The organism is Gemmobacter nanjingensis (assembly GCF_014652195.1).
GTDB lineage: Bacteria > Pseudomonadota > Alphaproteobacteria > Rhodobacterales > Rhodobacteraceae > Gemmobacter > Gemmobacter caeni.
In genome coordinates this window covers 24,520-46,655 of the sequence record NZ_BMYI01000024.1, presented here as the reverse complement: position 1 = coordinate 46,655, position 22,136 = coordinate 24,520, and the positions used below count along the sequence as shown (strand labels likewise).

General features: G+C 65.0%; 20 protein-coding genes and 1 tRNA gene. 12 read left to right on the top strand and 9 right to left on the bottom strand.

Features of this window, described 5'->3' with window-relative positions:
* Positions 1–222 precede the first annotated feature (222 nt).
* From IE126_RS22810 to IE126_RS22780, 7 genes are all read left to right on the top strand, one after another.
* A complete protein-coding gene (locus IE126_RS22810; protein WP_189382456.1) occupies positions 223–1,494 on the top strand; it encodes an ABC transporter substrate-binding protein in 1,272 nt (423 codons plus the stop codon).
* A complete protein-coding gene (locus tag IE126_RS22805) occupies positions 1,491–3,449 on the top strand; it encodes an ATP-binding protein (protein WP_189382454.1) in 1,959 nt (652 codons plus the stop codon). The genes IE126_RS22810 and IE126_RS22805 overlap by 4 nt, the downstream gene beginning before the upstream one ends.
* Positions 3,439–4,686 carry a sigma-54-dependent transcriptional regulator gene (locus tag IE126_RS22800; protein ID WP_189382452.1) on the top strand — a complete coding sequence of 416 codons (1,248 nt, stop codon included), beginning with the start codon at positions 3,439–3,441 and terminating at the stop codon, positions 4,684–4,686. The genes IE126_RS22805 and IE126_RS22800 overlap by 11 nt, the downstream gene beginning before the upstream one ends.
* Before the next feature lie 144 nt (positions 4,687–4,830).
* Positions 4,831–6,159: an ABC transporter substrate-binding protein gene (locus IE126_RS22795; RefSeq protein WP_189382450.1), complete on the top strand. Its 1,329-nt coding sequence runs from the start codon at positions 4,831–4,833 to the stop codon at positions 6,157–6,159.
* Positions 6,160–6,261: 102 nt separating this feature from the next.
* Positions 6,262–8,013 carry an ABC transporter permease gene (locus tag IE126_RS22790; protein ID WP_189382449.1) on the top strand — a complete coding sequence of 584 codons (1,752 nt, stop codon included), beginning with the start codon at positions 6,262–6,264 and terminating at the stop codon, positions 8,011–8,013.
* Positions 8,014–8,037: 24 nt separating this feature from the next.
* On the top strand, positions 8,038–9,096 hold the full coding sequence (locus IE126_RS22785) for an ABC transporter ATP-binding protein (RefSeq protein ID WP_108130719.1): 1,059 nt from the start codon (positions 8,038–8,040) through the stop codon (positions 9,094–9,096).
* On the top strand, positions 9,093–9,689 hold the full coding sequence (locus tag IE126_RS22780; RefSeq protein WP_189382447.1) for a histidine phosphatase family protein: 597 nt from the start codon (positions 9,093–9,095) through the stop codon (positions 9,687–9,689). Before IE126_RS22785 ends, IE126_RS22780 begins: the two co-directional genes overlap by 4 nt.
* A gap of 83 nt (positions 9,690–9,772) precedes the next feature.
* Here the strand turns inward: IE126_RS22780 and IE126_RS22775 are convergent.
* The 3 genes from IE126_RS22775 to IE126_RS22765 all read right to left on the bottom strand — a co-directional run bounded on the left by IE126_RS22775 (position 9,773) and on the right by IE126_RS22765 (position 12,001).
* A tRNA-Thr gene (locus tag IE126_RS22775) sits at positions 9,773–9,848 on the bottom strand.
* Between the two features lie 173 nt (positions 9,849–10,021).
* The gene (locus tag IE126_RS22770) at positions 10,022–11,212 is read right to left on the bottom strand and encodes an acetyl-CoA C-acyltransferase (RefSeq protein ID WP_189382445.1); all 1,191 of its coding nucleotides are present in this window, start codon (positions 11,210–11,212) and stop codon (positions 10,022–10,024) included.
* A gap of 21 nt (positions 11,213–11,233) precedes the next feature.
* Positions 11,234–12,001: an SDR family NAD(P)-dependent oxidoreductase gene (locus IE126_RS22765; protein ID WP_054302025.1), complete on the bottom strand. Its 768-nt coding sequence runs from the start codon at positions 11,999–12,001 to the stop codon at positions 11,234–11,236.
* Between the two features lie 102 nt (positions 12,002–12,103).
* Here IE126_RS22765 and IE126_RS22760 point away from each other — a divergent pair, with 102 nt between their 5' ends.
* Positions 12,104–13,078: an AraC family transcriptional regulator gene (locus IE126_RS22760; RefSeq protein WP_189382443.1), complete on the top strand. Its 975-nt coding sequence runs from the start codon at positions 12,104–12,106 to the stop codon at positions 13,076–13,078.
* Here IE126_RS22760 and IE126_RS22755 read toward each other — a convergent pair.
* Genes IE126_RS22755 through IE126_RS22745 form a run of 3 tightly spaced genes read right to left on the bottom strand, consistent with a single transcriptional unit; the run spans position 13,075 to position 16,530 of the window.
* Positions 13,075–14,595, bottom strand: a complete 1,521-nt coding sequence (locus IE126_RS22755; protein WP_189382441.1) for a heme biosynthesis protein HemY — start codon at positions 14,593–14,595, stop codon at positions 13,075–13,077. The two genes, IE126_RS22760 and IE126_RS22755, sit on opposite strands and share 4 nt — an antisense overlap.
* A 12-nt stretch (positions 14,596–14,607) precedes the next feature.
* On the bottom strand, positions 14,608–15,687 hold the full coding sequence (locus IE126_RS22750) for a COG4223 family protein (protein ID WP_189382439.1): 1,080 nt from the start codon (positions 15,685–15,687) through the stop codon (positions 14,608–14,610).
* Positions 15,688–15,720: 33 nt separating this feature from the next.
* Positions 15,721–16,530 (bottom strand): uroporphyrinogen-III synthase, encoded by an 810-nt coding sequence (locus IE126_RS22745; RefSeq protein ID WP_189382436.1) that lies wholly within the window; start codon positions 16,528–16,530, stop codon positions 15,721–15,723.
* Between the two features lie 10 nt (positions 16,531–16,540).
* Between IE126_RS22745 and tsaD the strand changes: the two genes are divergently transcribed.
* Genes tsaD through IE126_RS22725 form a run of 4 tightly spaced genes read left to right on the top strand, consistent with a single transcriptional unit; the run spans position 16,541 to position 19,247 of the window.
* The gene (gene tsaD / locus IE126_RS22740) at positions 16,541–17,623 is read left to right on the top strand and encodes a tRNA (adenosine(37)-N6)-threonylcarbamoyltransferase complex transferase subunit TsaD (RefSeq protein ID WP_189382434.1); all 1,083 of its coding nucleotides are present in this window, start codon (positions 16,541–16,543) and stop codon (positions 17,621–17,623) included.
* The gene (locus tag IE126_RS22735; protein WP_189382432.1) at positions 17,620–18,555 is read left to right on the top strand and encodes an NAD(P)H-dependent glycerol-3-phosphate dehydrogenase; all 936 of its coding nucleotides are present in this window, start codon (positions 17,620–17,622) and stop codon (positions 18,553–18,555) included. The genes tsaD and IE126_RS22735 overlap by 4 nt, the downstream gene beginning before the upstream one ends.
* Before the next feature lie 3 nt (positions 18,556–18,558).
* Positions 18,559–18,831: a YciI family protein gene (locus IE126_RS22730; protein WP_054301999.1), complete on the top strand. Its 273-nt coding sequence runs from the start codon at positions 18,559–18,561 to the stop codon at positions 18,829–18,831.
* Positions 18,828–19,247 (top strand): EVE domain-containing protein, encoded by a 420-nt coding sequence (locus IE126_RS22725; RefSeq protein WP_108130709.1) that lies wholly within the window; start codon positions 18,828–18,830, stop codon positions 19,245–19,247. The genes IE126_RS22730 and IE126_RS22725 overlap by 4 nt, the downstream gene beginning before the upstream one ends.
* 200 nt (positions 19,248–19,447) lie before the next feature.
* On the opposite strand, the gene IE126_RS22720 is transcribed toward IE126_RS22725, so the two are convergent.
* The 3 genes from IE126_RS22720 to ahcY form a co-directional block, all read right to left on the bottom strand.
* Positions 19,448–19,789: a DUF2853 family protein gene (locus tag IE126_RS22720; RefSeq protein WP_054302001.1), complete on the bottom strand. Its 342-nt coding sequence runs from the start codon at positions 19,787–19,789 to the stop codon at positions 19,448–19,450.
* Positions 19,790–19,893: 104 nt separating this feature from the next.
* Positions 19,894–20,463 carry a class I SAM-dependent methyltransferase gene (locus tag IE126_RS22715; RefSeq protein ID WP_108130708.1) on the bottom strand — a complete coding sequence of 190 codons (570 nt, stop codon included), beginning with the start codon at positions 20,461–20,463 and terminating at the stop codon, positions 19,894–19,896.
* 172 nt (positions 20,464–20,635) lie between these two features.
* Positions 20,636–22,030: an adenosylhomocysteinase gene (gene ahcY, locus IE126_RS22710; protein ID WP_108130707.1), complete on the bottom strand. Its 1,395-nt coding sequence runs from the start codon at positions 22,028–22,030 to the stop codon at positions 20,636–20,638.
* Positions 22,031–22,136 lie beyond the last annotated feature (106 nt).

Genomic DNA, 22,136 nt, shown 5'->3' with positions numbered 1-22,136 from the left:
CACGCAGATGGAACATCGATCTCAAAAATCTCCCAAACCTCAACCGCATCACAACATTTCTCGAAAACCTCAAACCATTCGCCAACGCTCATCCAAACCTCGCGAAACTCTGACCAGAGAGAGGGAGCGTGTCAGAATTGACCCATAGCCCGCCTCCCTCCCCACCGCACTGGACAAGGCCCTGCCCATCCCGTTTCTCATGAAACCGGGAGGAGATCACTTATGGGCAGACCTGTCCGTCAACCGGCGCGGCATCTTGCGGCCGCGCTGACAGCCTGTGTCTGGGCGCTGATCGTGGTGGCGGCCCCGGCGCGGGCCGAGGTGCTGCGAATCCTGACCTCGATGCCCCCGGCAATGACCGACCCCTACGTCGCCCGGATGAAGGCCAGGGCACCGGGACTGGATGTTCTGGTACTGAACAAGAACACCGTTTCGGCGGTCGAGGAACTGCTGCGCGGCAATGATCGGGCCTTCGACGTGTTCTGGGCTTCCGCCCCCGAGGCGTTTGAACTTCTGGCAAGGCAGGGGCGGTTTGCCGCAGACAGCGGCTGCACCGGCATCCCGACAGAGGGATACGGCCCTTTCGCCCTGTCCTCCATCGGCTGGACCCTGCGCCGCGATGGCCCGAACCCGCCGCAGGACTGGGATGACCTGCTGAACCCGGTCTGGCGCGGCCAGATTGGCATGGCGCCACCCTCACGCTCCGGTACGGCTCATATGACGGTGGAGCGGTTCTTGCAGGTGCGGGGCTGGAATGATGGCTGGGGCTTCTTTCTGGCCCTGACCGAAAACCTTGCCACCGTCACCTCGCGCAGCTTCGGCGTGACCGATGGCATCCGCAGCGGGCGCTTCGGCATCGGGTTGACCATCGACTTTCTGGCGGGCACCGCCGAGCCGGAACTACAGTTTCACTACGGCACGCCCGCCATCCTGTTTCCGGCACAGATCGGCCTTCTGGCCGGGGCCGGAAACCCCGGCGCCGGTTGTGCCTTTATCGCCAGCGTCACCGATGACGATGGCCAGCGCCTGCTGCTGGAGCCCGGGATCGGCCGCATCCCGATCTCGCCCCGTGTACGCGAAGCGGCGGGCGATCTGATCCCGTCGGAAATCCGCGCCGCCGTCAGATCACAGTGGCTGCGCTACAATGCCGGGCTGGCGTCGGAACGCTACTGGGCGGTGAATGTGATCTTTGATCTGGCAATCACCGAACGGCTGGACCGGCGCCGAAGCTTGTGGTCAAGGCTGCATGCGCTGGAGGCGCGCGGACCCAGGGCCGAAACCGCCGCGATCCGTCGGATGATGCAGTCAATCCCGATTTCGGAACATGAGGTTCGCATGGCCGAAGGCACCAGCTTTGCCAACCGGGTGATGGAACTGACCGACCTGCCGACACCGCAACGCACCCTGCTGCGCGACTGGGAAAACCGGATCGAACGCCAGCTCGCGACAATCGACATCGCCCTGTCCGGGCTGGAAAAGCGGGTCAGGCCATGATCCGGCATCTGGGCATATGGCAGCGGCTTTTGCTGATGGTCGGGCTGATCGTGCTGCTGCTTTGGGCCAATCTGGCGCTGGCGATCTATTTTCTGTGGCAGGCGCAGGGACAATACCGCGCGCTGGCCGATACCGAGGTGCCGCGCCTGGTGCTGACGGGCGAACTGGCCCGGCATTCTGCCGATCTGGCCGGGCTTGCGACCTCGGTTCTGGGGGGACAGGCCGATGAGGCGGCGCTTCTGGCGGAAACCCGGCGGATCGACGAGGCCATGGCGCAGGCGCTGGCTGCGCAACGCCTGGGGGCCGCGCCCATCACGGGCGACCCGCTGCGCGCCAACATGCAGCGTGTCATCGAGGGCACACAGACCCAGCTTGCCCTGTCGCGCGACATGGCAGCGGCGCTGGACAGCCTGCGCTGGCTCAACATCGACATCCAGGACGAGATCGAGCCGATCCTGCGCGATTTCGATTACAATATCGAAACCCGGATGCTGGAATTGCGGCGGGCGGACAACCCACGCAACCGCGATGCCCTTGCCGCCGCCATCACGCGGGAGCGGCGCGAGCGTGATGTCTTCGCCGAGATCGGTGCCGATGCGGCAACGTCGATGACCTTGCTGGTTCAGGGCGCGGTGGCGGATGATGCTGAGCGGATCGGGCAACTGGCGACGCTCTTGCAGGATTTCGCGGCACGGATGGCCGAACGACTGTCCCTTGTGCCCGAGGCACCCGAATATCTGACGCTGCGCCAGTCGTTGCAGCGGCTTTTCGCCCTGGTCGAAGGCGACGGATCAATCCTGACCCGGCGGCTTGACTGGCTGGAGGCGCGGACGCGATCCTATGCCGCAATCGAAACCACCCTTCAGGGGATCAAGGCACTTCAGAGCCGGCTGGAGCAGCTTTCTGCCCATGAAAAAGCCGATGTGCTGACGCGGATCGAAGCTTCGGCCAACCGGGTTCGCCGCACCGCGCTCTGGCTGATCGGGGGCACCTTTCTGGTGGTACTGGTGGGTGCGATGGCGCTGGACCGGCTGATCCGCACCCGGATCGTGGTGCCGCTGCGAAGCCTGACCGACGATCTTCTGGCGACGGCGGAAGGGCAGGCCCCGCCCCCGCCTGCAAGCGATGACATGGCCCGCCTGACCTTCGCGGTAGGCGAATTTCGTCGCGCCATCACCACCCGTGACCGCGCCATCGAAGACCTGCGCAAGACCCAGGACGAGTTGGTGCAGGCGGGCAAGATGGCGGCGCTTGGCACCCTTGCCGCCGGAATCAGTCACGAGCTGAACCAGCCGCTTGGCGCCATGACCTACCGCATGGCGCTGCTGAAATCGGCGATGGAAACGGGGGACATGGCGGCGGTGGAGCGTCAGGCGCAGCTTGTCAGCGCCCTAGCCGAACGGATGCAGGGTATCATCCAGCACCTGCGCCGCTTTGCCCGCCGAGGCCGGTTCGAAAGCCAGACGCTGAACCTTGGCAGCATGGTCGACAACGCGGCGGCCCTGCTGGAAACCCGGCTTGTCGAAACCGGGGTGAGGCTGGACATCGCCGCCGATACGCGCAGAGCCAGCGTGACCGGCGACCCGATCCTGACAGAGCAGGTCATCCTGAACCTGCTGACGAATGCAGTGGATGCCATCGAGGATCTGGGGCCTGATGCCCCGCCCGACCGGCGGCGGATCGGGGTTACGGCGGCCCGCCAGGCGCAGGACTGGCTGTTGCATGTCGCCGATACCGGTGTGGGTCTGGGCGATCTGGACCCCGATAGCGCCATGATGCCCTTCGTTTCCACCAAAGAGGCCGGACGCGGACTGGGGCTTGGCCTGTCGATTTCCTACAACATCATGCGCGACATGCAGGGGGATCTGCGGATCTCGTCGCGCGCCGACGGGCATGGGGCGGTGGCAAGCCTGCGCCTGCCGGGAACAGCGGAGGACCGCAGCAATGAACCATGAAATCTATGTCGTCGACGATGATCCCGATTTCCGCGACGCGACGCTGGAACTGTTGCAGGGCGCGGGCTTTTCCACGCGAGGCTTCGCGGCGGGCCCCGAGCTTCTGGCCGTGCTGGAACCCGAGTTCGAAGGAATCGTGCTGTCCGACCTGCGCATGGCGGGCATGTCAGGGATGGATCTGCTGACCGCCGTCCGCAAGGCCGCGCCTTCGGTGCCTTTCGTGCTCATCACCGCGCATGGGGACATCAAGGCCGCCGTCGGTGCCATCCGCAGCGGCGCCTTCGACTTTCTGGAAAAGCCCGCCCCGCCCGAACTGCTGATCGCCACAGTGCGCCGGGCGCTGAACGCCCGCAAGCTGGTGCTGGAAAACCAGCGCCTGAAAGCCCGGATCGCGCGCGGCACCGATATCCGCGCCCGCATCCTTGGCAAATCCGAGCCGGTCAAAACCCTGCGCCGCGAGGTGGAGGCGGTGACCGGGCATCGCGTCGATGTGCTGCTTCTGGGCGAGACCGGCACAGAAAAGGGCCAGATTGCCCGCGTGATCCATGATTTTTCCGGGTCCGAGGGCGAATTTGTCATGCTGGACGGCGGTGGGCTGACCGAGGCGAATTTCGACGAGACGTTCCTTGGCAATGGCGCAGGCCGCCCCGGCGTGCTGGAGCTTGCGGCGAAAGGCACGCTGTTCATCGACCGTATCTCCACCATGGGCAAGGCGCTGCAATTGCGCCTCGTCTCGCTTCTGACCGGGCCGGAAACAGCGGGCCGCTGCCGGGTGGTGGCCTCGATGCCGCCCGAGGATGTCACCGACCTGCCGACCGACCTGATCTTCCGGCTGAACCTTGCCGAAATCGAAGTTCCGCCGTTGCGGGATCGCGGCGACGATTTCTTCCTGCTGTTCGAACATTTCCTGCGCGAAGCCGTGGCGCGGCACAAACGCCCCTTCCCCGAAATCTCGGCCCCCGAGATCCGGCGCCTGCGCAACCATGCCTGGCCTGGCAACCTGCGCGAACTGCGCGGTGTGGCGGAACGGCTGGTGATCGGCTTGCGCGTCTCGCTGCGCGACGACAATGCACAGGCCGCAGGACCGCAGGGCTATGATGCCGCGATGCAGGAATTCGAAACCGCGCTGCTCATCTCGGCCCTGCGGCGCAGCGGAGGCCGCAAGGCCGAGGCGGCTGATTCGCTGGGCATCCCCCGCAAGCGGCTGTATCTGCGCCTGAAAGCCTGCGGGTTGTGACGACGGGTCATTCGTGACCCGTTCCGCGTGTCAAGATTGACCCGTGAGCACAAGTAAAATCAATAAAAATCAATAATTTGTGCAAATTCCGCGCAACCCATACTCCTGAGCGGCGTGAAATGAAACGCTCAAGGGAGGAGAACCATGGGCAAAGCACTCCGCGGGTCCGTCGCTGTTGCGGCGCTGACCTGTCTTGCCAGCACGGCCTATGCGGCCGACAAGGTTGTGATCGTCACCTCGTTCCCCGAGGACATGACCTCGGTGATCGAAAAGGCCTTCGAGGCCGCACACCCGGAATATGATCTGGAGGTGCTGAACAAAAGCACCTCATCCGGCGTGAAATACATCAAGGAAATCGCCTCGAACAACACCGCCGACATGTTCTGGGCCTCAGCGCCGGATGCGTTCGAGGTGCTGAAGAAAGAGGGCCTGCTGCTGAAGGCCGGTCTTTCGACCGAAGGCATCCCCGACCAGATCGGCAGCTACCCGATCAACGATCCCGACGGGTTTTATTACGGCTTTGCCGCCTCGGGTTACGGCATCATGTGGAACACCCGCTACATGGAGGCAAACGGGCTGGAGCCTGCACGCGAATGGGCAGATCTGGAGAAGCCCGAGTATTTCGGTCATGTCGGCATGTCCTCGCCCTCGCGGTCGGGTACCACGCATCTGACGGTGGAAACCGTGCTTCAGGGCGAAGGCTGGGATCAGGGCTGGGCCGACTGGAAATGGATGGCGGGCAACTTCGCCAGCGTGACCGAACGGTCCTTCGGCGTGCCGGATGGGGTGAACACCGGCAATTTCGGCATGGGCATCGTGATCGACTTCTTCGCCTTCTCGTCACGCGCCTCGGGCTTCCCGGTCGATTTCGCCTATCCGACGGTCACCGCGCTGGTGCCCGCCAATATCGGCATTGTCGCCAATCCGGCGAACGAGGCGGGGGCGAAGGCTTTCGTATCCTTCCTGCTGTCGGAACCGGGGCAGGAAACGCTGTTCGATCCGGCAATCATGCGCCTGCCGGTGAACCCCGCCACCTATGCCAAAGCACCTGAAGGGTTGCCGAATCCGTTCACCGACAATTCCATCGGCGCGGCGGTGAAGTTTGATGTCGATAAATCGGGCGCGCGTTACTACGTCGTCAGCTCGCTTTTCGACGTCATGGTCACCTACCGGCTGGACGACCTGCGCGCCGCCGTGCGCGCTGTGCAACTGGCTGAAGAAAAGCATGCGGGCAGCGACAATGCCGAAGCCAAGGCGCTGATCGCCGAGGCGCGCAAGCTGATCGAGGCCATGCCGATCACCGAGGAACAAAGCCTCGACCCGGCCTTTGCAGGCGCCTTCACCAAAGTCCGCAAGGAACAGGGCGACGAGATCGGCCAGCGCCAGGCCGAGCTTGAACAACAATGGGATGCGATGGTCGTGGCCAATTACGCCAAGGCCCGTGAACTGGCGGAAAAAGCCGCCGGCATGTGATGCCCGAACCGGCGCCGCGGAAAGTAGGGCCCTGCGGCGCCCGTCAGCGTGGTGCGGCCGCCCCCGGCGGCACCACGCACCCTTTCCAGCAGGACCACCCCCATGAGCCACAGACCCGCCACGGGCACGGGACGGCAGACGCTTGCCGACCGGCTTCCCGCCTTCCTGTTTCCGCGCCTCAGCCCCATCGCGCTGACCGGCGTCTTCATCGCCATCTTCCTGATCGGTTTCCTGATCTTCCCGGTGCTTCAGGTCATCCATGTCGCCTTCCAGAACCCGGCGACCGGCGCGCTGACGCTTCAGAATTTCGGTGATTTCTTCGCCACGGCGCTGTTCCGCGAGAGCTTTGTCAATTCCTTCTACGTCTCGGCCATGTCGGTGGTGGTGGCGACGGTGATCGCGCTGCCGCTGGCCTATATCACCACGCGGTTCAACTTCGGCGGCTCGGCCCTGATCCAGAGCCTTGGCTTCATCCCGCTGATCATGCCGCCCTTCGTCGGCGCGGTGGCGATGCAGCTGATCTTCGGGCGCAATGGCACGATCAATCTGCTGCTGCGGCAGCACCTGGGCTTTACCATTCCCTTCATGGAGGGGCTGAACGGTGTGATCCTCGTGCAGTCGATCCATTACTTCCCCTTCATCCTGATCAACCTGTCGGCCAGCCTGCGCAACATTGACCGTTCGATGGAAGAAGCGGCGCAAAACCTTGGCGCGCACGGGCTGCGGCTGTTCCGCCGCGTGGTGTTTCCGCTGGCAACGCCGGGCTATGTGGCCGGGGCGGCACTGGTGTTCATCAAGGTGTTCGACGATCTGGGCACGCCGCTGCTGCTGAACGTCAACAACATGCTGGCACCGCAGGCCTATCTGCGCATCACCTCGGTCGGGATCAGCGATCCGATGGGCTATGTGATCTCGGTCATCCTGGTCGCCTTCTCGATCCTGTCGCTCTGGGCCTCGTTCCTCGTGATGCGCGGCAAGGATTACGCGACGGTGCAGAAGGGGGGCGGCGGGCTGGCCAAACGCGACCTCGCCCCGCGCGAAAAGGTGCTGGCCTATGGCGTGGTGCTGTTCATCCTCGCCGTAGTCCTGTCACCCCATATCGGGCTGTTCCTGCTGTCCATCGGCACGATCTGGAGCTTCGCGCCGCTACCCGACGGCTATACCCTCGCCAATTACGCCCGGATGTGGGAGGCGTCGCAGGATTATGTCGTCAACACCATCCTTTACGCGGGCCTCGCCGCTACGCTGGACGTGCTGATCGGCACCGCCATCGCCTATATCGTGCTGCGGACCGGCATCGCAGGGCGCAAGTGGCTGGATTACCTTGCCACTGCCGCGCTGGCCGTGCCGGGGGTTGTACTCGGGATCGGCTACTTGCGCACCTTCCAGGATGTGAACGTGCCCTTCCTCGACAAGCCGCTGGCAAGCTGGTGGGTCATCATTGCGCTGGCGCTGACCATCCGGCGACTGCCCTACGCGCTGCGCGCCTGCATGGCGGCGCTGCAACAGGTCAGCCTCGCGCTGGAGGAAGCGGCCGAAAGCCTTGGCGCAACCAAGCTGCGTTCGATCCGCAAAATCGTGGTGCCGCTGATGACCGGCGGCATTCTTGCGGGCTTCGTGACGAGTTTCGCTACGGCGGCGGTGGAACTGTCGGCCACCATCATGCTGGTGTCCTCGGACCGTGACAGCCCGCTGGCCTATGGCATCTACCTGTTCATGCAGACCCCGTCGGGGCGCGGCGCCGGGGCAGCGCTGGGAATGCTGGCCGTGGTCATCGTCGCACTGGGCACGGTCCTGTCCCAGATCATCATCGAACGCGACAAGAAGCTGCGCACCGCCGGGCGCGAGCACTGAGACAAGCTGCAAGGAGCTCTTCACATGCACAGCGAAATGGCCGGAATCGAAATCCGCGACCTGCATCTGTCCTTCGGCAGCACCAATGTGCTGACCGGGGTCAACCTGACCATCGAACCGGGCGAATTCTTCGCCTTCCTCGGCCCCTCCGGCTCTGGCAAATCGACGCTTCTGCGGTCGATTGCCGGCTTCGGGCCACGTCCGCAGGGCGAAATCCGCATCGGCGGGCGACCCGTGGCCGATCTGCCGCCGTGGAAGCGTGATGTCGGCATGGTGTTCCAGTCCTACGCGCTCTGGCCACATATGTCGGTGCGCGAGAACGTGGCTTTCGGCCTGCGCGAACGCAAGGTGGCCAGCGCCGAGATCCGCCGCCGCGTGGATGAGGCGCTGGAGCTGGTGGGCCTTGCCCATCTGGCCGACCGCATGCCGAACCAGCTTTCGGGCGGGCAGCAGCAGCGCATCGCACTGGCCCGCACGGTGGTCATCGCGCCCAAGGTTCTGCTTCTGGACGAGCCGCTGTCGAACCTCGACGCCAGCCTGCGCGTGCAGATGCGGCGCGAGCTTCTGGCGCTGCAACGCAAGCTCGGGTTGACCACCATCTTCGTGACCCATGATCAGGAGGAGGCGAATACCACTGCAGACCGCATGGCGGTGCTGGATGGCGGCGTGATCCAGCAGGTCGGCACGCCGCAGCAGCTTTACGATACGCCAGTCAACCTGTTCGTGGCACAGTTTCTGGGCACGGCGAACATTCTGGAAGGCACGGTCGAGGCCGATCCCGGCGGCGCCCGCTTCCGCACCCGCACCGGCGATACGCTGTCGCTGCCTTCCAGCGCCGGCCGAACTGGCACGCGCATGGTGCTGCGGCCGCAGAACATCACGCTGCGCCGCGAGGCAGGCGCGAATGCGCTGTCCGGTCAGATCCTGCACCGCGAGTTTCTGGGCAGCCAGATCCGCTATCTGGTGCAGGCCGGCGGGGCCGAAATCGTGGTCGATCAAAGCCACAGCGCCGGGCAGGACTGGTTCGAACCCGGCACCGCCGTGCATCTTTCCGCCAATACCGACAGCGCGGTGCTGCTGTGAGCGCCGCCGAAATCCTGCTGTTGCGCCATGGCGAAACCGAATGGAACCGGGAAGGGCGCATTCAGGGCAGCAAGGACTCGCCGCTGACCGAACTGGGCCTGCGGCAGGCCGAACAACAGGCGCGTATTCTTGCCACCCATCTGCCGGACCTGCGCAGATATACCTGTTACGCCAGCCCCCTGCCCCGCGCGCAACGCACCGCCGCCATCGCGCTTGGCGAGGTGGTTCCCGTGACGGATGCGCGCCTGCGCGAACTGGATTGCGGGGCGTGGGAAGGGCTGACCCCCGCCGAACGCGCCGCGCAATTCCCGGTATTGGCGGCCAGTTGCAAGGATGATTTCGACCTCTACCAGAACGCTCCGGGCGGCGAGGGGCTGGAAAAGCTGACCCTCCGGCTCCGGGCATTTCTGGAAGACATGCAACGACCCACCATCATCGTGGCGCATAAGGTGGTTCTGCTGGTCCTGCGCGGGCTGCTGACAGGGCGGGATCTGCCTGCCCTGCACAGCCTGACCTCGCCACAAGGCGTAGTCATCCGCATCGCGGAAGGGCAGGAAACCATCCTGGCGAAGTCAGCTTGCGTCAGCCCATGAACGGGTCAAAGGCCTGCGGATTTTCTGCTGATCGGTGCTGAGAAGAAATTCGCACCACTAACCGCTTGTCTTCATTTGGTTAGTGGTGCCGGTGAAGGGACTCGAACCCCCGACCCCATCATTACGAATGACGTGCTCTACCAGCTGAGCTACACCGGCATTCTTCTCTGCTGCGGCCTACAACGGGCGGGCCGCGCGCACAAGTCTTTCCTGCTGTCGCGGTCAGTCACCTGACCAAAGCATCGCGGCTTCGTTTAAACGAGCGCAGGAAGACGTGCAACAGCTATTCCTTTGCCATGGGGTTGGCAGCGAAAGGCTGTTGCACCCGATCCTTACAGCAACTCCAGCGCCACCGCCGTTGCCTCGCCACCGCCGATGCAGATGGACGCGACGCCGCGTTTCAGGCCATATTTCTGCAAGGCAGACAGCAGCGTGACCATGATCCGCGCGCCCGAAGCGCCGATCGGATGGCCAAGCGCACAGGCACCACCATGCACGTTCACCTTGTCGTGCGGCAGGTCCAGCTCGCGCATGGAGGCCATGGCCACCACCGCGAAAGCCTCGTTCACCTCGAACAGGTCCACATCGGCCAGCGACCATCCCGCGCGATCCATCAGCCGCCGCGTGGCGCCGATGGGGGCGGTCGGAAACAGGCCCGGCTTGTCGGCATGGGTGGCATGGCCGCGAATCGCGGCAAGTGGGGTCAGGCCGCGCTTTTCCGCCTCGGACCGGCGCATCAGCACCAGCGCCGCCGCCCCGTCCGAGATCGACGAGGAATTGGCCGCCGTCACCGTGCCGCCCTCGCGGAAGGCCGGGCGCAGGGTCGGGATACGGTCAGGCCGCGCCTTGCCGGGCTGTTCGTCCGTGTCGATGACGGTTTCGCCGCCACGGCCCTTCAGGACCACGGGCGCGATCTCGGCCGCGAAACTGCCATCGGCAATCGCAGCACGCGCCCGCGACAACGAGGTGAGCGCATAGCCATCCTGTTCCTCGCGGGTAAAGCCCATGGTCTGCGCGCAATCCTCGGCAAAGGTGCCCATCAGGCGACCCTTGTCATAGGCATCTTCCAGCCCGTCGAGGAACATGTGGTCCATCACCTGACCATGGCCCATACGGTAACCTGCACGGGCCTTGGGCAGCAGGTAGGGCGCATTTGACATGCTTTCCATCCCGCCCGCCACGATGACTTCAGCGCTGCCCGCCAGCAACGCGTCATGTGCCAGCATCGCGGCCATCATGCCAGAGCCGCACATCTTGTTCAGCGTCACCGCCCCGGTGGACAGCGGCAGCCCTGCAGCCAGCGCCACCTGCCGCGCGGGCGCCTGCCCCTGACCGGCGGGCAGAACGCAGCCGAAGTAAAGCTGCTCCACCGACTGCGGGTCGAGTCCGCTGCGGGCCAGCGCGCCTTTCGTAGCCACCAGCCCCAGTTCGCTGGCGGAAAGCCCGGCGAAATCGCCCATGAAGCCGCCCATCGGTGTCCGGACATAGCCGGTGATGACCACGGGATCGTCAGTTCGTGCCATGATTTCCTCCTGTTCCCGGCTTCAGCGCGGCGCCATGCGCAGCGCACCGTCCAGCCGGATGACCTCGCCGTTCAGCATGCGGTTCTCAAAGATATGACGCACCAGCGCGGCGTATTCCGCCGCCTGCCCCAGACGCGAGGGGAAGGGCACCGCCGCGCCAAGGCTGTCCTGCACATCCTGCGGCAGGCCCGCCATCATCGGCGTGGCAAAGATGCCCGGCGCGATGGTCAACACGCGGATACCGCTGCGCGCAAGCTCCCGCGCGGCGGGCAACGTCAGGGCAATCACCCCGCCTTTCGAAGCGGCATAGGCGGCCTGGCCGATCTGCCCCTCGATCCCCGCGATGGAGGCCGTATTGACGATCACCCCGCGTTCGCCATCCGGGCCGGGATCGTTGCCGACCATGGCGGCGGCGGCGAGGCGCAGCATGTTGAAGGTGCCGATCAGGTTGATCGAGATGGTACGGGCGAAGCTGTCCAGTGCATGCGGCCCGTCGCGACCGACAATGCGCTCACCCGGCGCGATACCTGCGCAGTTCACCAGCGCATCCACCCGGCCAAAGTTGCCCAGCGCGGCGGCGATCGCCGCCTGCCCCTCGGCGTCGCTGGTCACGTCAGTACGGCGGAACAGCGCGGCCGTGCCAAGCTCGGCCGCGAGCGCGGCGCCCGCTTCGGCATTCACATCCAGCAGAACGACCTTGCCGCCGCCCTCCACCACCATGCGCGCCACGGCACCCCCAAGGCCCGATCCGGCCCCGGTCACCAGAACGACCCGATCCCTGATTTCCATGCCTTCGCCTCCCTTCATCCTCCGCGCGCAAGGGTAGGCCCTTCCGCCTTGCATTCAATGACATTCATTGCCTAATTCAATGATCGTTTTTACCATATCCCAATGGAAGACCGCCCCATCACCCCCGGCTTCGTGGCCGATGCCCTGTCCTGCCTGCCGCTTGCCGGAATTGCGCCCGCCCCTTTGCTGGCCCGCCTCGGCCTGCCGGAAGATGGGGCCAGCCCCCTCAGCACAGCGGAATATGGCCGCCTGTGGACCGAGATTGCGCGGGTGACGGGGGATGAATTTTTCGGCCTTGCCGCCCGCCCGATGCGGCCCGGCAGTTTTGCCCTGCTGTGCCACGCCAGCCTTGGCAGCGAGACACTGGCCCCCGCGCTGCGCCGGGCCATCGCCTTTCTGGCCGTGGTACTGGATGACCCGCGCGGGGAACTGACGATCCGTGATGGCCTTGCTGTGATCGAACTGACCACCGCCGAACCGCGCAGCGCCTTCGCCTATCGCACCTACTGGCTGATCCTGATGGGGGTGGCCTGCTGGCTGATCGGGCGGCGCATCCCCTTGCGTCAGGTCAGCTTCGCCTGCCCGGCCCCGCCGCAGCGCGAGGATTATCAAAGCTTCTTCGGCGCCCCGGTGCTGTTCGGCCAGCCGGTCACAAGCCTCAGCTTCGAAGCCACCTGGCTGCGCCTGCCGGTGAACCGGGACGAGGCCGCACTGCAACGGTTTCTGCGCGGGGCGCCGGGCAATATCCTTGTGCGCTATCGTGAGGATGGTGGCATGGCGGCGCGGGTGCGGCACCTGCTGGCCAGCCAGGCACCCGCGGACTGGCCCGATTTTCCGGAACTGGCGCGCAGCTTCGGGATGTCCACCGCTACCCTGCGCCGACGCCTGCATGCCGAAGGCCAAAGCTTTGCCGCGCTCAAGGACGCGCGCCGCGCCACACTGGCGCGGCAGTTTCTGCAAGAGGCAAGCCTGTCGGTTGCCGATATCGCGACCGAACTGGGCTACAGCGAGCCCAGCGCCTTTTACCGCGCCTTCCGCAAATGGACGGGCGGCAGCCCGGCGGCCTCGCGCCCCTAGCTTGCGCTGCGGACAATCGCCGCGAGGTCGATCGGCTCGTCGTCCTTCGCCTGCTTCGGTGCAGGTTGCGGCGGGTCCATCACCTCCGGCTCGATCACCTCGGCAACTTCGGGCTCCGGTTCCGGGGCAGCAGGCGGCGCGGGCGGATTAACCAGCAGCGGCAGCATTTCCGTCCCGGTGGGCGAAGGTGTCGCAGTCTGCGGCGGCTCGCGCCAGCTCAGCGTATCGAAGCCACCGCAATTATCGCAGATCGGCGCCCAGGCGGCATGGATCGCCTGACATTTGTCGCAGCACCATTGCGGGCCGCGCGGCGCGGTCAGCGCCTTGGCCAGCCAGCCGCGCACCGCCGCCTCATCGGCACCTTCGCCCCGTTCGATGGCCGCCATCAACGCCAGCGCCCGCCCGGTGGGTTTGGTCTCGACCAGATCGCCCAGCACACGACGGGCCGCCGGGAAATCCTCGGCCGCGATGTTCAGCTCGGCCAGCAGCATCCGGGTTTCCGGGTGATCGGGATGCACCGCTGTCAAAGCGCGGAAGCGTTTCAGCCTGGCATCGGCGCTTTCCTCCGGTTCGATCTCGGCGAAAGCCGCCGCCAGATCGGGATGCGGCTGCGCCTCCCACGCCTTTTTCAGGATGCGGGTCGCGCCCCTGGCATTCCCGGCCAGCGCCAGACTGCGGGCCGCCATAGCGGCCGCGGGAATCAGATCAGGGGATTGTTTGTTGGCGGCAATCGCCGCCTCGCGCGCCTCGATCGAGGCGCTTTCATCCATGATCCCCTGCGCCTCTTGCAGCGCGAGCACCGCATCGCGGCGGCGGAACACATCCTTCGTCAGCCCACCACCACGCATCTTGGCCTGAAGCGTCTGCCGCGCGCCCTTCCAGTCCTGCGCATCGGCCTGAAGCTTCAGCAGAATATCCTGCGTTTCGGCATGACGAGGCTTCAGCGCAAACGCCTTTTCAGCCAGCTTCAGCGCGGTCTCGCGGTCTCCTTCTGCCACCTTCTGCGACAGAAGGCCCCGGATGGCGACAAACCGGGTCCGGTCATGTTCCAGCAGCCGTTTGTAGGCCTCGGTCGCCTTGGCATTGTCGCCCGCCGCCTCAGCGGCCTGTGCGACCAGAAGGTCGGTCAGTTCCGGCTCGCCCAGCAGCTTTTCGGCCTTGTAAGCCCGCGACAGCGCCACGCGATTCTCGCCCGCCGCCAGCGCAACCATGCCATCGGCAAGCGCGCGATAGCCCTTTCGCTCGCGGTTGCGGTCGAAATAACGGCTGAGCGCGGTTTCATCGCCATTGATGAAGCGCAGCACCGCAAACAGCAGGCTGACCACCTTCAACAGCAGCCACAGCCCGAACAGCAGGACAAACAGCCCGACGACAACCTGAAGCGGCCCAAGCGTAAACTCTTGCCCTGCCGCCACGATGCGAACAGGCTCGCCGTTTTCCAGCAGCATCACGCCGCCCCAGGTCAACCCGGCGACAAACGCAAAGAACAGAAGAACTTTCACAAGCGTCCAAAGCATCGGGTTCTCCTGTCAACCGGCCGAAAGAAGATCGGCAATTGCCATTTGTGCGGCAAGCCAGCGATCCGCCTCGGCCGACCAGCCTGCCATCGCGGTCTGGGCCGCCTCGGGCAATTGCCCGACCAATCCGCGCGCAGCCGCCACATCGCCCTGCCGCAGCGCCGCCTCAGCCCGTGACAGCACGGCATCAGTATCGTCACCCTCCCGCGGTTCAAGCGATCGGGCGCCGGTCTGGCTGACCAGAAAGCTCGCCATCCGCTCGCCCAGACCCGCCTCCGCCGTGGTGCCTGCATCCGCCGAAATCGCCGCTCGCGCGGCCTCGGCAAAGGTGTCCTGCAAGCTGGTCAGCGTCACCGGGGAGGCCGCAAATTCCGTCAGCGCGGCAGGGGAAGTCACACCAGCCGCTTCGGCCCGGCTGACGGCGGCAGACAGGCCACTACCGCTTTTCAGCGCGGTTTCCACCTCAAGCAGCGCCGCGCGACGTTCGGCAGCGGCGCGCAATTGCACGGTTTCCGCCTCGGCCGCATCCAGCCGCTCCTGCACCTGGCTCTGGATCTCCTCGGCGATCCGCCCCGCATCCCCGGCCTGCGCCGCCACTTTCGCGGCCAGATCGGCCACCTGCGCCTGAAGCGCCGCCAGTGCGGCCCCGCCATCGCCCTGTGATTCAAGTTTCGTCAGGCGATTCTCCAGCGGTGCCAGATCTGCCACGGGGGCAGGACGCTGTTCCAGCGCCTCAATACGTCCCGCCAGCGCGGTCGCGGTCTCAAGCTGCGCGCGCAGGCTCGTGATCTCTTGCTGCATGTGCTGCATGGCCTCGACGCCAGCCTGCGGCGGCGTGACCAGCGGCCAGCCCTCACGCGCGCCGAAGGTCGCAAGCCCAAAGCCAAGCCCTGCTGCCACGACACCCCCGAAGGTCAACCCAACGAAACGGCCAAATCCGCCGCCTTTGGCGGGGGGTGGCTCCGCTGCGACGGGCGCGGGTTCTGACACGGGCTTTATATCCGGCTCTGCAACCGGCATTCCCTGTTCCGGCTCCGTCAGGGTGACGGGCTCCGCCTTCTGATCCGCTGCGCGGTCCCCGGTCTCGGCCATTCCATCCCCCTTTTTCTGCGCTTCCACCCGAAGTTAGTCTTTCGATCCCGGTGCCTCAAGGCACGGATTGTCCCATGGCGGCGGATCGAGCAGATCCAGCATCGCCCCGGCATCCGGCTGCGCCGCAACAGACACCGGCCCAAGACAGAAACGCAGAAGCGGTTCGGCGGTTGCACGGGAAATTGCCGTGAACTGCATCATGGCGGCCGGACGCGGCAAGACGCGCAGCGCTTCGGCGAGGCTTTGGGCCGATTGTGGAGAAAAGACCGGGAACAGGACATACCCCGGCTGTTCCAGCCGGGCGATCACCGCAGCGGCCAGCGACCTTGGCCGCTGGCGATACACACACAGCCCCTCGGCGCGCAGCCCGGCAGCGCGCAGCCGCACAACCAGATCGCCACGCGGCTCTTCCCCGTGCAGGTGCAGAAGGCCACCCTGCGGGCGCTGATCCAGCAACAGGGCCAGCAGAGCCTCGGCATCCCCATCGGCAGAAACGGCATCGAACCCGTGCGCCCGAGCCGCATCAGCCGTGCGGCGCCCGACGCAAAAGGCGCGGGGGGGTAAGGAACCGGTCAGATGCGGCAGGGCCTCCAGCGCGGTGCCCGAGGTCAGGATCAGCGCCTCAAACGGGCCATCGGGCAGGCGGGTTGCGGGAAACTCCGGCTCCATCAGCGGCGAGCACAGGATATCGAATCCCTCGCCCAGCCGCGCATAAAGCTGCGCGGCGAAACGGGCGGATTGCGCAGCGGGCCGGGTCAGGATGACCGCAGGCCGCACCGCAGCGGGGGCGCGGGATTGCCTGAGCATGACTGCGGTGTTACCCCGGTCGCATCTGCGTTTCAACGGAAAGCCCATGACCGAAAGCCTGACCCTGCTGGGCATCGAAAGCAGTTGCGACGATACTGCCGCCGCCGTGGTGCGCCGCCGCGCGGGCGCCGCGCCGGAAATCCTGTCCTCAGTTGTCGAGGGGCAGGTGGCGCTGCATGCCGATTTCGGCGGCGTGGTGCCGGAAATCGCCGCCCGCGCCCATGCAGAGCGCATCGACCTTTGCGTCGAACGTGCGCTGGCTGCGGCGGGGTTGGGTCTGGCCGATCTGGACGGCATCGCCGTGACAGCGGGACCGGGGCTGATCGGTGGCGTCCTGTCCGGCGTCATGTGCGCCAAGGGACTTGCGGCCGCGACCAGGCTGCCGCTGATCGGGGTCAATCATCTGGCGGGCCATGCGCTGACGCCCCGGCTGACCGACGGAATCGCCTATCCCTATCTCATGCTGCTGGTTTCGGGCGGCCATTGCCAGTTCCTGCGCGTGGACGGGCCGGATGATTTCACCCGTCTGGGCGGCTCGATCGACGACGCGCCGGGCGAGGCCTTCGACAAGGTCGCCAAGGTGCTGGGTCTGCCGCAACCCGGCGGCCCCGCCGTTCAGGCCGAGGCGGCAACGGGCGACGCGAAGCGTTTTGCCCTGCCGCGCCCGTTGCTGGACCGGCCGGGCTGCGACATGTCCTTCTCGGGCCTGAAAACTGCAGTGTTGCGGCAGCGCGATGCGCTGATTGCCGAACACGGCGGGCTGCGGCGGCAGGATCGTGCGGACCTTTGCGCAGGCTTTCAGCAGGCCGTGGCGGATGTGCTGTTCGAGAAGTCGCGCCGCGCACTGGCTGCGCATCCGGTCCAGACCTTCGCCGTGGCAGGCGGGGTGGCGGCCAATACCGAAATCCGCGCGCGCCTTCAGGCCCTGTGCAGCGGATCAGAGACGGTTTTCCTAGCCCCGCCCCTTGCGCTTTGCACCGACAATGCCGCCATGATTGCCTGGGCGGGGATCGAGCAATTGGCAACCCGTGGCCCTGACGGGCTGGATCTGTCGGCCCGCCCGCGCTGGCCGCTGGACCGCACCAGCCCCGCCCTTCTGGGGTCGGGCAAGAAGGGGGCGAAGGCATGAAGATTGCCATTCTCGGGTCTGGCGCCTTCGGCGCGGCGCTGGCCGCCGCGCTTGGCCGCGAAGGCCCCGTGGTCCTGTGGGGGCGTGGTCAGGCTGGGCGCGAGATCCGCCGGCTTCCGGGGCTGGTGTTGCCCGGCAGCGTGACCGTGACCGCCGATCTTGCCCAGACCGATGACGCCGATCTGCTGCTGCTGTCGGTGCCGATGCAGGCGCTTGGCCGCTTCGTGGCGGATCATGGCGCGCGGCTTGCCAGCCGTCCGCTGGTCGCCTGCTGCAAAGGGGTCGATCTGACCACCGGACTGGGCCCTGTCGAAATCCTCGACACGCTCGGCGGTCCCGCCCCCGCCGTGCTGACCGGCCCAAGCTTCGCCGCAGACATTGCCATCGGCCTGCCCACCGCACTGACCCTCGCCTGCCGGGACGATGCGCTTGGTGCGCATCTGCAAGCACGGCTTTCGACCCCGGTGCTGCGGCTTTATCGCACCCCGGATGTCATCGGAGCCGAACTGGGCGGCGCCCTGAAGAACGTCATGGCCATTGCGGCGGGCGTGGTGATCGGCGCGGGCCTTGGCGATTCCGCCCGCGCCGCCCTGATGACGCGCGGCTATGCCGAAATGCTGCGTTTTGCGCTGGCACGCGGTGCGCGGGCCGAAACGCTGGCCGGTCTGTCGGGCTTCGGCGACCTTGTTCTTACCTGCACATCCGCGCAATCGCGCAATTTCAGCTTTGGCCTGTCGCTGGGCCGGGGCGAAAGTTTCGACCCCGCAACCACGGTAGAGGGCGCCGCGACCGCCCGCGCTGTCGCTGAAATCGGCCGCACGCAGGCGCTGGATCTGCCGGTTTCGACCGCCGTTGCCGCGCTGGTCGATGGCCGCATCACCGTCACCGAGGCCATACAGAGCCTTCTTTCCCGCCCGCTGAAACAGGAGTAACCCATGCGCGTCGCCCTCGTCTGCAAGGACAAACCGCAATCCCTGCATATCCGGCAGGAAAACCGCCCCGCCCATCTGGAACACATCCGGTCGACCGGCGTGGTCGAGATGGCCGGGCCGTTCCTGAACGAGGCGGGCGAGATGTGCGGCTCGCTGGTGATCCTTGAGGTCGAGACGCTGGATCAGGCGCGCGACTGGGCCGCTGCCGATCCCTATGCCAGGGCCGGGCTGTTCGAAAGCGTGCAGATCACCGAATGGAAGAAGGTGATAGGATGAACTACTGGCTGTTCAAATCCGAACCTGACACCTGGAGCTGGGACCAGCAGGTCGCCAAAGGGGACGCGGGCGAGGAATGGGGCGGCGTGCGCAACTATCAGGCCCGCAACAACATGCGCGCCATGAAGATCGGTGACCGGGGGTTCTTCTACCACTCCAATCAGGGGAAAGAGATCGTCGGCATCGTCGAGGTCAGCGCCGAAAGCGCGCCGGACAGCACCAGCGATGATCCCCGCTGGGATTGCGTACATATCCGCGCCATTCGCCCGCTTGCACGGCCTGTAACGCTGGAGGCCTGCAAGACCGAACCGGGGCTGGAGGAGATGGCGCTGGTCAAGACGTCGCGCCTGTCAGTGCAGCCGGTGACGGAAGCCGAATGGAAGATCGTCTGCCGGATGGGGGGCGTCGAGCCGTAAAAAATGGAGGGCCCCAACCCCAAAGGGGCCCTCCATCCACCCCACGCGCTCCCTTAGCACCACGCGTGTTCTGAAAAAGGCCCCGGACATCCTGTCCATGGATTGACCATAGCGCGACTCGGTCAGGCCTTGCAAAGACCAAGTCCTTAAAATGCGAAACGCCCGCAGGATCTGCGGGCGCTGTGCATCTGCCGGGCGGATCAGCCGTAAACGGCTTCTTTACCGAAATGCTTGGTCAGCATGTAGTAGACAACCGCGCGATACTTGTTGCGCTCGGACCGGCCATAAATCTCCACGACCGCATGGATCGCTTCCATCAGCGCCGGGCTGTCGGCAAGACCCAGCTTCTTCATCAGGAAGTTCTTCTTCACGGTTTCAAGCTCGTCCGGCTGCGAGGCGGCAACGGTTTCACTGTCCGCGTTGTAGATCGCCGGTCCGCAACCGATGGTCACCTTGCGCAGCAGATCCATATCCGGGTCCATCTTGCACTTGTTGCGCAGGTCATCGGCATATTTGGCGATCAGTTCGTCTCTTTTGCTCATCCCATGCTCCTTTTTCGCCCCTCGCGGGCCACGACGGCAGCCTAGGCCATCGCCGGGCCACGACAAAGGGAATTATCGCCGCGGGTTCCCCGCTGGCGAAAGGGTCAGGCTGCCGGGCGGTTGAGCTTCACGATCCACTGGTTCGCCATCAGCTTCAGCTCGGCCTGATCGCCAAGTTCTTCCACCATGGCCTCCACGGCGCGTTTCACCGGGGCGCCCTGCGCATCGGACATCCAGTTGAAATCATCACCCGCAATGATGCCGTCGTGCTTCACCTTCTTCAGGCACAGCGCGATATCCTGGCCGATGAAGGGCTCGTTATGGTTGCCATCGATATAGACCCAGTCCAGCGAGGCATCGGGCAGCGAGGCCAGCGCCGCATCCGACATGTCGCGATGGATCTTCACCCGCGCGTCATCCTTGAACATGTCGCAAACGTCCTGATACTTCTGCTCCATCAGGTTTTCGTTCTTCTTGCGGCCAAAGCCGGTATTGCCGAATTCGGGCTGATACAGCCACGGGTCGATCAGATGCAGCTCCGCCGGATCGCAGATTTCCATGATACGCTTGCTGAAAGCGCCTTCCCAGACGCCGATCTCTGCCACCCGCGCCCCTTTGGGCATGCTTTCCAGCATGCGGCCACGCAGTTTTTCACGTTTGGTTTCTTCTGCCATATCCCGCCTCACTCATTGATCTGATTTTGCCTTGGAAGACCGCGATCCCGCCGGTTTTTTCCAACAAAAGCTGTAATTATCGCGCGGCAAAGCCTTGTCTGATGAAATCCGGCCCGACCTGCACGCCGATGAAGCGGGCGCGGGACAAACGCCCCGCGCCCGTTCAGATGATTCAGTAACGATAGTGATCCGACTTGAACGGCCCTTCGACCTTCACGCCGATGTAATCGGCCTGATCGGCGCGCAGTTCGGTCAGTTTCACGCCGATCTTCTTCAGATGCAGGCGCGCAACCTTTTCATCCAGCGCCTTGGGCAGGATGTAGACGCCCGGCGCATATTCGGCACCCTTGGTCCACAGCTCGATCTGCGCCAGGACCTGATTGGTGAACGAGGCCGACATCACGAAAGACGGATGGCCGGTGGCATTGCCAAGGTTCAGCAGACGACCTTCGGACAGAAGGATGATCTTGTTGCCCGAGGGCATCTCGATCATGTCCACCTGATCCTTGATGTTGGTCCATTTGTGGTTCTTCAGCGCGGCAACCTGAATTTCATTGTCGAAATGGCCGATGTTGCCGACGATGGCCATGTTCTTCATCTCGCGCATATGCTCGATGCGGATCACGTCCTTGTTGCCGGTGGTAGTAATGAAGATGTCTGCATCCTGCACCACATCCTCCAGCACGACGACCTCATAGCCGTCCATCGCCGCTTGCAGCGCGCAGATCGGGTCCACCTCGGTCACCTTGACGCGGGCGCCTGCGCCCCGCAGCGAGGCAGCCGAACCCTTGCCCACATCGCCATAGCCGCAGACCACGGCGACCTTGCCGGCCATCATCGTGTCGGTGGCGCGGCGGATACCGTCAACCAGCGATTCCTTGCAGCCGTATTTGTTGTCGAATTTGGACTTGGTGACCGAGTCGTTGACGTTGATCGCCGGGAAGGGCAGCAGGCCCTTCTTGTGCAGGTCATACAGGCGATGCACGCCGGTGGTGGTTTCTTCCGAAACGCCCTTGATCGCGTCGCGCTGTTTGGTGAACCAGCCGGGGCTTGCAGCCAGACGCTTCCGGATCTGGTTGAACAGGCAGACTTCCTCGTCCGAGGTCGGCACATCGATCAGGCCGGTCTCGCCCGCCTCGACCCGCGCGCCCAGAAGGATGTAAAGCGTCGCATCCCCGCCGTCATCGAGGATCATGTTGCAGGTGCCTTCCGGGAACTGGAAGATGCGGTCGGTATATTCCCAATATTCCTCAAGGGTTTCACCCTTGATCGCGAAGACCGGCGTGCCCGAGGCCGCGATGGCCGCCGCCGCGTGATCCTGCGTCGAGAAGATGTTGCACGAAGCCCAGCGCACATCGGCGCCCAGTGCCTTCAGCGTTTCGATCAGAACGGCGGTCTGGATCGTCATGTGCAGCGAGCCGGCGATGCGCGCACCCTTCAGCGGCTGCGATGCGCCGAACTCCTCGCGGCAGGCCATCAGACCGGGCATTTCGGTTTCCGCAATATCCAGTTCCTTGCGGCCGAAATCCGCGAGAGCGATGTCCTTGACGATGTAATCCTGCGGCATGCGCCGGTCTCCTTGCATTTCCGTTTGACGCTGAGATAGCACTCTGTAACTCGTGCGGCAATTGTCACGGGTCCAGTGGTAAATCTATGACGAGATCAGGAAACAA